The organism is Morganella sp. GD04133, from assembly GCF_029835375.1.
GTDB classification, from domain to species: Bacteria; Pseudomonadota; Gammaproteobacteria; order Enterobacterales; family Enterobacteriaceae; genus Morganella; species Morganella morganii_B.
This window is the reverse complement of record NZ_JAODZS010000110.1, coordinates 1-610: the sequence shown is the minus strand read 5'-3', so window position 1 is coordinate 610 and position 610 is coordinate 1. Positions and strand designations below refer to the sequence as shown.

Below are 610 nucleotides of genomic sequence, written 5' to 3'. Positions count from 1 at the left end.
GATAAACTGCGCAGTCACACTCTTCGTGGTGCCCGTGCCCTCTGCCTCCAGTCTGGAATCCCCGGCCGTCTCGCTGCTGAACCGGAATGTGGCCTGACCGTTATCGTCCGTCTGCTGGTTCGGCTCCGCCACGGTTGCACCGTTATCCGCGCTGGCCGTTAACGGGAAGTTTTCCACCCGGTTATCAAACTGGTCAGTCACGGTTGCCACGGCGATATTTTTCGCCTGACCGTCAGCCACCGCTTTGTTACCGGTTAACTCGAGCGTTTTGATTTTTGCGGTACTGAGATCCGCAATATAGACGATCGATTCCGTCCGGCTGTTACCGTTACGCATCCTGGCTTTCAGCAATCCTTTCCCGGCGGATTTACTGATGATTTTCACGGTTGCCGTGCCGTCAGGACCGGAGTTCACGGTCAGGGTCTGACCGTTGTTGCCGTCCGCATCATAAATGGTCACCCCTTCCGGGTTTTTCAGCCCGGACACACTGAAGGTCACCGCTTTATCCGCCAGCACTTCGCCCTTGTCATTCTGTAACAGCGCCACTGCGGTAAACTGATCACGGTTATTCGCCACCAGTGACCGGTTCGGCGTAACGGTCAGCTGAGTG

General features: G+C 56.4%; 1 protein-coding gene. It reads right to left on the bottom strand.

Annotation, left to right across the window (positions count from 1 at the left end; all coding sequences use genetic code 11):
* Positions 1–610 (bottom strand): Ig-like domain-containing protein (locus N7387_RS21360; RefSeq protein ID WP_279800964.1); only part of this gene is annotated, 610 nt, incomplete at both ends.